Source organism: Bartonella sp. AP65SXKL (assembly GCF_042195725.1).
GTDB lineage: Bacteria > Pseudomonadota > Alphaproteobacteria > Rhizobiales > Rhizobiaceae > Bartonella.
In genome coordinates, this window is the sequence record NZ_JBHIOW010000005.1 from 125,791 (window position 1) to 133,214 (window position 7,424).

A 7,424-nucleotide genomic window follows, 5' to 3' on the forward strand; every position below is an offset into this window, starting at 1 on the left:
GTTGTGATCAGAAGGCTCGCAATTGAAGCCGCATTCTGAAGAGCAGAGCGCACAACTTTCACAGGATCAACAATTCCCAAAGCAATCAAATCACCGAATTCACCAGTTGCGGTATTGTAACCATAAGTGTCAGCATTATTTTCCAGCACTTTGCCCACAATAATAGCGGCTTCTTCACCAGCATTGCTTGCAATCTGGCGCGCTGGTGCTTGTAGAGCACGACGAACGATACTAATACCAGCTTCTTGGTCAGGATTACTTCCCTTAACGGTCAACGCATTTGCTGCACGCAACAATGCGGTACCACCTCCAGCAACAATACCTTCTTCAACAGCAGCACGTGTTGCATTCAAAGCATCATCAACACGGTCTTTCTTTTCTTTCACTTCAACTTCTGTTGCACCACCCACACGGATAACAGCAACACCACCAGCGAGTTTAGCAAGTCTTTCTTGCAATTTTTCACGGTCATAGTCAGAAGTTGTTTCTTCAATCTGAGCCTTGATTTGATTGACGCGAGCAGTAATTTCAGCCTTTTGTCCAGCACCATCAATAATGGTGGTGTTTTCTTTAGAAATATTCACTTTCTTTGCACGTCCAAGCATATCCAAAGTGACATTTTCAAGTTTAATGCCCACATCTTCAGAAATAACCTGTCCGGATGTCAAGATAGCGATATCCTCTAACATTGCTTTACGACGGTCACCAAATCCAGGAGCTTTTACAGCAGCAATTTTCAAACCACCACGCAATTTGTTGACAACGAGCGTTGCCAAAGCTTCACCTTCCACATCTTCAGCGATAATGAGAAGTGGTTTTCCAGACTGAACAACAGCTTCAAGCACAGGAAGAAGAGATTGCAAATTAGACAATTTCTTTTCGTGAATGAGAATGTAAGGATCATCAAGATCAGCGACCATTTTCTCAGCATTTGTGACAAAATAAGGGGAAAGATACCCACGGTCAAATTGCATTCCTTCAACGACTTCTAATTCCGTTTCAGCAGTTTTAGCTTCTTCAACGGTAATGACGCCTTCATTGCCCACTTTTTCCATAGCATCAGCGATCATTTTACCGATTTCAGCAGCGCCATTAGCGGAAATTGTTCCCACCTGTGCAATTTCTGCTGAAGTTTGGATTTTTTTTGCTTTTTTGAAGAGGTTTGCCACCACTTCTTCAACAGCAGCATCAATCCCACGTTTAAGATCCATTGGGTTCATGCCCGCAGCAACAGCTTTAACACCTTCTTGCACAATAGCTTGTCCTAAAACAGTTGCTGTTGTTGTTCCATCACCAGCGATATCATTGGTTTTAGAAGCAACTTCGCGCAACATTTGTGCACCCATATTTTCGAACTTATCTTCCAGTTCGATTTCCTTTGCAACGGATACACCATCTTTTGTGATACGAGGCGCACCGAATGATTTATCAATCACCACATTGCGACCTTTAGGGCCGAGTGTCACCTTAACAGCATTAGCAAGGATGTCGACACCGCGCAACAAACGCTCACGCGCTTCACGGCCAAATTTGACTTCTTTAGCAGCCATTTAATTTCTCCTTGGAGTTTTCTCAAAATAGTACACAATGAAAAACTAAGTGCTTCAATTAGCCCATAATTCCCATAATGTCAGATTCTTTCATGATGAGGAGGTCTTCCCCATTAATCTTGACTTCAGTTCCAGACCATTTTCCAAACAAAATACGGTCTCCTGTTTTGACTTCTAAAGGCACGCGCTTTCCGTTATCATCGAGAGCGCCATTGCCAACAGCAATCACTTCGCCTTCTTGGGGTTTTTCTTTTGCTGTATCAGGGATGATAATCCCACCAGCCGTTTTATTTTCAGATTCAACCCGACGGACAACGACACGGTCGTGAAGTGGGCGGAATTGTATATTAGCCATGTTTTAAATCCTTAAAACTGAACATAATTGAATTAATCTTAAAAGTTCTTGCTAGCACTCTCAAATTACGAGTGCTAGCATGTGTTAGATATAAAATCGGCATCTCTCAATGTCAAGAATAGCCATAAAAATAATTTCTCTAAATGAAGCTTCAAAGTCTTGCCTCTTATTGCACTTTCGCGTTATCTATCTTTTTTGAGAACCCGTGAACAAAAAAGGATCTTATCATGGTTGAAACACGTCAGGAAACGGATAGCTTTGGAACGATTTCGGTACGTCAAGATCGTTATTGGGGCGCACAAACTGAACGTTCTCTGCATAATTTTAATATTGGCAGTGAAAAGCAGCCTCTTGCCATCATCTATGCCTTAGTCCTTGTCAAAAAAGCAGCAGCGATTGTAAATATGGGCAAAGGAAAACTACCAGAAAATATTGGAAAAGCAATTATTGCCGCCGCTGATGAAGTGCTTGCTGGCGATTTTGATACGCATTTTCCACTGTCCGTCTGGCAAACAGGTTCTGGCACACAAAGCAATATGAATGTCAATGAAGTCATTGCTAATCGTGCTAGTAAGATTTTGGGAGGAAAACTTGGAAGCAAAAAACCAGTTCATCCCAATGACCATGTCAATATGAGCCAATCATCGAACGATTCCTTTCCCACGGCGCTTCACATTGCCACCACGTTGCAAACACGCCAACACTTACTGCCAATCCTTGAAGCTCTTATTGCGACATTAAAACAAAAAGAGCAAGAATTTGCAGATATCATTAAAATCGGCCGCACCCATACGCAAGATGCAACCCCTTTAACCTTAGGGCAAGAATTTTCAGGCTATCGTGCCGCATTAGAAGCCAATTTTCAGCGTATTGAAAATGCTCTAACCGATGTCCAAATGCTTGCTCAAGGTGGTACGGCTGTTGGCACAGGGCTGAATGCGCCAAAAGGTTTTGACGTTGCTTTTGCGCAAACAGTGAGCACTCTCACAGAAATAACGTTCCAAACTGCCAGCAATAAATTTGAAGCACTTGCCCATCATGGCGCCCTTGCGCATTTCCACGGGAGCTTGAATGCTCTCGCTGCTGATCTGTTTAAAATTGCCAATGACATTCGTTTTTTAGGCTCTGGTCCACGTTCCGGTTTAGGGGAACTCAGTCTTCCTGAAAATGAACCCGGATCTTCTATTATGCCCGGCAAAGTCAACCCCACGCAATGTGAAGCCTTAACCATGGTCGCATGCCAAGTTTTTGGTAATCACACCAGCGTAACCTTTGCCGCAAGCCAAGGACATTTTGAACTCAACGTTTATAAACCTGTTATTGGCTATAACGTTTTACAATCAATTACCCTTCTTGGTGATTGCATGCGTTCTTTTGATATGCATTGCATTCAAGGATTACGGGCCAATCGTGTTCATATTCACTCGCTCATGGAGCGCTCACTCATGTTAGTCACAGCTCTTGCACCAGAAATTGGCTATGAAAAAGCTGCTGAAATTGCCAAAGCAGCGCACAAAAATGATACAACTTTGCGCACCGAAGCATTAAAAGCAGGTGTTTTTGTAGAGGATTATGACCGATTAGTTGATCCTAAAAAGATGATTGCTCCCCAATAAACAACCCACTAAAAAAGATGCAAACATCTTAAAACAAATCTTTCTGTCAAAAGATCGGGGTGTAAACACCCCGATGATGACCGATAACAATTACCCACAGCGTTCATTTTAGGCTCTGAGCCGCATTTATGCTATGGGTGTTTTTGTTGCTTATATTGTACTTAAAAGGCACAACGGTTTTGGAAAGGCATGGATAGTCATAGCTCAACACCCAATGGCTATACTGGCAGAAAGTGATTTAAATGGATATGACCTTCAGGTGTTTTTCATTCTAGCTTCGCGTTTTGATTTTGAAAATCTATTAGCTATCAACCAAACAGAATGAGCTCAAAAAAAATCGGTATTAATAGACATAATTTCAATCGAAGTATAATTAATGAATTCATCGTAGTTACGCTTTACAATGTTATCATTATTGATAACATTGGGTAGATAACTCTTATCTCAATGAGATAATGTGTTTATTTATAATGATAATCTAGCGTTATCCATATTGAACGAGAATCCTAAAGACCGTAAGATTTTCTCATTTTAAATCGGTCCCATGTTGCATCAATCAAAATCACTGACTTGCACATCACAAACGCAATGAATGTATGAATAGAAATTGTATCCGATAAGGACTACAAACGCCTCTAATGAACCACCTCAAGTGCCAAGGACTGTCACAACGGACAAAGGGGCCTCTGTCACAACATTGTGGAGAGGACTGTCACAACAACCCCACGAACTGGCAAATATAGTAATGGTACCGGCGTGCTCCTTTATGAAGCGTAAAAGAGATGCTCAATAGATTTATTATTATATCATTCACAATCGCTGTCATGAAATGGGTTTAGGAACATTGCGAAATGTCTCTTTTATGAAGCGTGAAGATGGGAGTGCTCAATAGATTTATTATTATATCATTCACAATCGCTGTCATGAAATGGGTTTAGGAACATTGAAAAATGTCTCTTTTATGAAGCGTGAAGATGGGGGTGCTCAATAGAGGAACAGCTGTTGGAACAAAATTCAATGCACCGAAAGGTTTTGACCTTTGCTGAAACAATCCACTCTTTGACGGGATATCCTTGACAGCTCGCAAGAAATTGGAGGCATTTGCCCATTATGGCGCCCTCACCCATTTCCACAAAAACCTGAATGCACGCGCTAATCTCTTTAAAATCGCCAACGACTTTCAGTTTTTAGGCTCTCATCCACGTTCCGGCTTTAAGTGAACGGAACGGAGAGTTTATCCGTTTTACATGGCGCATAAGAAACCTCATGAGACTTGAGATTCTCGCACTTTACTCCTTCTGATTCTTCGTATTCCATTCAATCAATCAAAACTATTCGCTTAGATTATTATAAGCAAAAGTGGCATATAGATAAAAAAGAAATAAAGTCGCCCATCCCCTCGAGTGCTCAAAAGGCTACCGCAATACAAAGCTATGCAATATCAAAAACGAGCAACGAATATGACGGTGCCAATATGCATTTTTACGATAAATTGAATATTTAAGCACATTGGTGTCAATCGTAATGGATAATACATTTAATAACAAAAAGTGTTTTAATGTATATAAAGTAATATTTTTTTAACAAATAGAAAGCTTGTTTACTATACTATAATTTTTTCTAAAACACAGAGAACACTGAAAGAGTATATAAAAATACTGAAAAATCAATATAAACGCGGGATAATAGCATGAAAACAAGTTTCAAGAACGCTTAAATATGGATAATTATAGAGTTTTTGAATGTTTTAGTTTTCATAATGATATTAAATATAGATTTTTTTAACCAATTCGTATATAATACGATTTGTATCTGAAATAAATTGGGGACGTTTTTATGAAAACAAAATGTTTAGTTGCACTATCTATTTTCACCTTCATTACCGCTTCAACAGCGCAAGCAGCAGATACAGTAATCTTTAAGCAATCAGAACCGAAGGTTTCATTGCAAGATGTTTCGTCATCACGTATTTCACCGGTTACTGTTTCTGCGCCTTTTTCTTGGTCTGGTTTTTATTTTGGAGGACAAATTGGATATTTTTCCAATAAAAATACTCTAAATTATGCACAAGAAGCCAGGGACGGAAAGTGGGCTTGGGTTGATAGAGATTTATCACCGAAACTATCAGGATTGAGAGCAGGTTTGTATGCAGGTTCTAATATTGATCTGGGAGATCTTGTTTTCGGTTTTGATACCGATATGGTCTGGTCTGGGAGGAAAAGCACCCAAACAGACAATGGAAAGAAAATTCTAGATGAATCAAACTCCATTAACATTGCCTTTAAAAAAGCTGGGATTCCTATCATAAAACCTGCAGCTCAGGGTGAAACGATATCCAACTATGGTGACATTGTTGTTAGCAGTGTAACATTGAAAGAAACGTGGTCTGGTGCCACGCGCGCGCGCATAGGTTTTGCTTCCCATCGTCTTATGCCTTATATTGCAGGGGGTATAGCCTATAGACAGATGCAATATATCATGTCACTTTTATCAAAATCGCAAGAAGATTCGACAATTTTTGCTTCTGGCAATGTGTTAGATGAGACAAAAACAATGTTTGGTTACACTGTTGGTGGTGGTTTTGATCTTGCAATGACAGATAATATCATTATGCGGACAGAATATCGTTATTCAGATTTTTTTAAAAAGAAATTTGCAAACGATAACCTTAAAATCTCTTCTCAAACGCATGATGTTCGCTTTGGTATCGCTTATAAATTCTAAATTTTTTAGAAAAGTTGAACGATTAAAAAACCCTGTTAAAAACGGGGTTTTTTAATGCCCCTTTCCCCCTAAAAAGACGTAGATTCTAAAAACCTGTACTAAACTGTAAACAAATAGTCACAAAACAATAAAGCCTCTCCCTCTCTTAAAGCAAGCTCCTATCCTCTCAGCCTTTCATGTAATGCCTTTGGAATATAAAAGCTTTACCATCATACCACTGGGCGCCATCGTAAAATAAATGAGAGCCGTTATTTAAGAGATATTTCTTTAAAATAAATATGGATATTGTGCATCAATTGCAGTTTTATAAGATGATGTTGACTTGGCCTCCCCGCTCTTAAAGGATAAAGATTCTAAAAACCCATTTTTAAACACCCATTTTTAAACACCATGTCCGTTTATAAAAGCACAAAAACCCTTGGAGACTCTTGGGAGATATTGGGGGATATTGGGCGGGCTTCTTTGGGCTCCTCCTCATGGAATGCCCTTAAATCTCAAGCAAGACAAACACTGAAGAATATCCAACACACACCGAAAAAAATACTGTAACGTTTCAAGGAAGTATGCCCTATATGACCACACTTCAAACAACAGTATTTTACCGCTATTATATGCCAAGAGTGGAGAGAGAATATTGCGGTTCTCTGTTTATGTAATTTCTATAACGGGGAGACAGCTTCATTTAGGGAGCACATGAAGTTGTCAAGGTAAAAACCAATTTCCAATCTTACCATTTCCCTCTGCTTTACGACTTTCAAAAGCCTCTAAAGCATAATCTTTTAAGCCTCTCATGCTCCTGTCTTTTAAAGAGAGGAGATTACACATTGCCCCATGTTTTTGTTTCTCACATATCTTTTTGGCGATCACGCCCCTCATGTCATACGACAACGCTTCAAACCAAACACACTCAAATTCAAGACACTTTGGTTGCCAATTCACATGCGTGTTTTAAAGAAACAGCTCTCAAAACCCTCAAGCCCATTTTGCGAAAGCACCTACAAGAATATAAAATCTATAAAGCCTCTAAAGCACTATTTTTTAAGCCTCTAAAGCTCCTGTCTTTTAAAGAGTGGAGATTACGCACTACCCCATGTTTTTGTTGCTCACATATCTTTTTGGCGATCACGCCCCTCATGTCATACGACAACGCTTCAAACCAAACACACTCAAATTCAAGAC

Annotated in this window: 5 protein-coding genes and 1 pseudogene; 4 read left to right on the plus strand and 2 right to left on the minus strand. The window is 39.7% G+C overall.

Features of this window, described 5'->3' with window-relative positions; translation table 11 throughout:
• Positions 1 to 1,550, minus strand: a 1,550-nt coding sequence (groL, locus tag ACFIMP_RS04875) for a chaperonin GroEL (protein ID WP_375686087.1), incomplete at its 3' end; no start/stop codon positions are given.
• Between the two features lie 58 nt (positions 1,551 to 1,608).
• On the minus strand, positions 1,609 to 1,905 hold the full coding sequence (gene groES, locus ACFIMP_RS04880) for a co-chaperone GroES (RefSeq protein WP_005774667.1): 297 nt from the start codon (positions 1,903 to 1,905) through the stop codon (positions 1,609 to 1,611).
• A gap of 227 nt (positions 1,906 to 2,132) precedes the next feature.
• Between groES and fumC the strand changes: the two genes are divergently transcribed.
• From fumC to ACFIMP_RS04900, 4 genes and pseudogenes are all read left to right on the plus strand, one after another.
• Positions 2,133 to 3,521, plus strand: a complete 1,389-nt coding sequence (gene fumC / locus ACFIMP_RS04885) for a class II fumarate hydratase (protein ID WP_375611602.1) — start codon at positions 2,133 to 2,135, stop codon at positions 3,519 to 3,521.
• Positions 3,522 to 3,654: 133 nt separating this feature from the next.
• On the plus strand, positions 3,655 to 3,846 hold the full coding sequence (locus tag ACFIMP_RS04890; protein ID WP_375686088.1) for a hypothetical protein: 192 nt from the start codon (positions 3,655 to 3,657) through the stop codon (positions 3,844 to 3,846).
• Between the two features lie 667 nt (positions 3,847 to 4,513).
• Positions 4,514 to 4,732 (plus strand): annotated as a pseudogene (locus ACFIMP_RS04895) (lyase family protein); the annotation flags it as partial.
• Between the two features lie 625 nt (positions 4,733 to 5,357).
• Positions 5,358 to 6,245 (plus strand): outer membrane protein, encoded by an 888-nt coding sequence (locus tag ACFIMP_RS04900; protein ID WP_375621582.1) that lies wholly within the window; start codon positions 5,358 to 5,360, stop codon positions 6,243 to 6,245.
• Positions 6,246 to 7,424 lie beyond the last annotated feature (1,179 nt).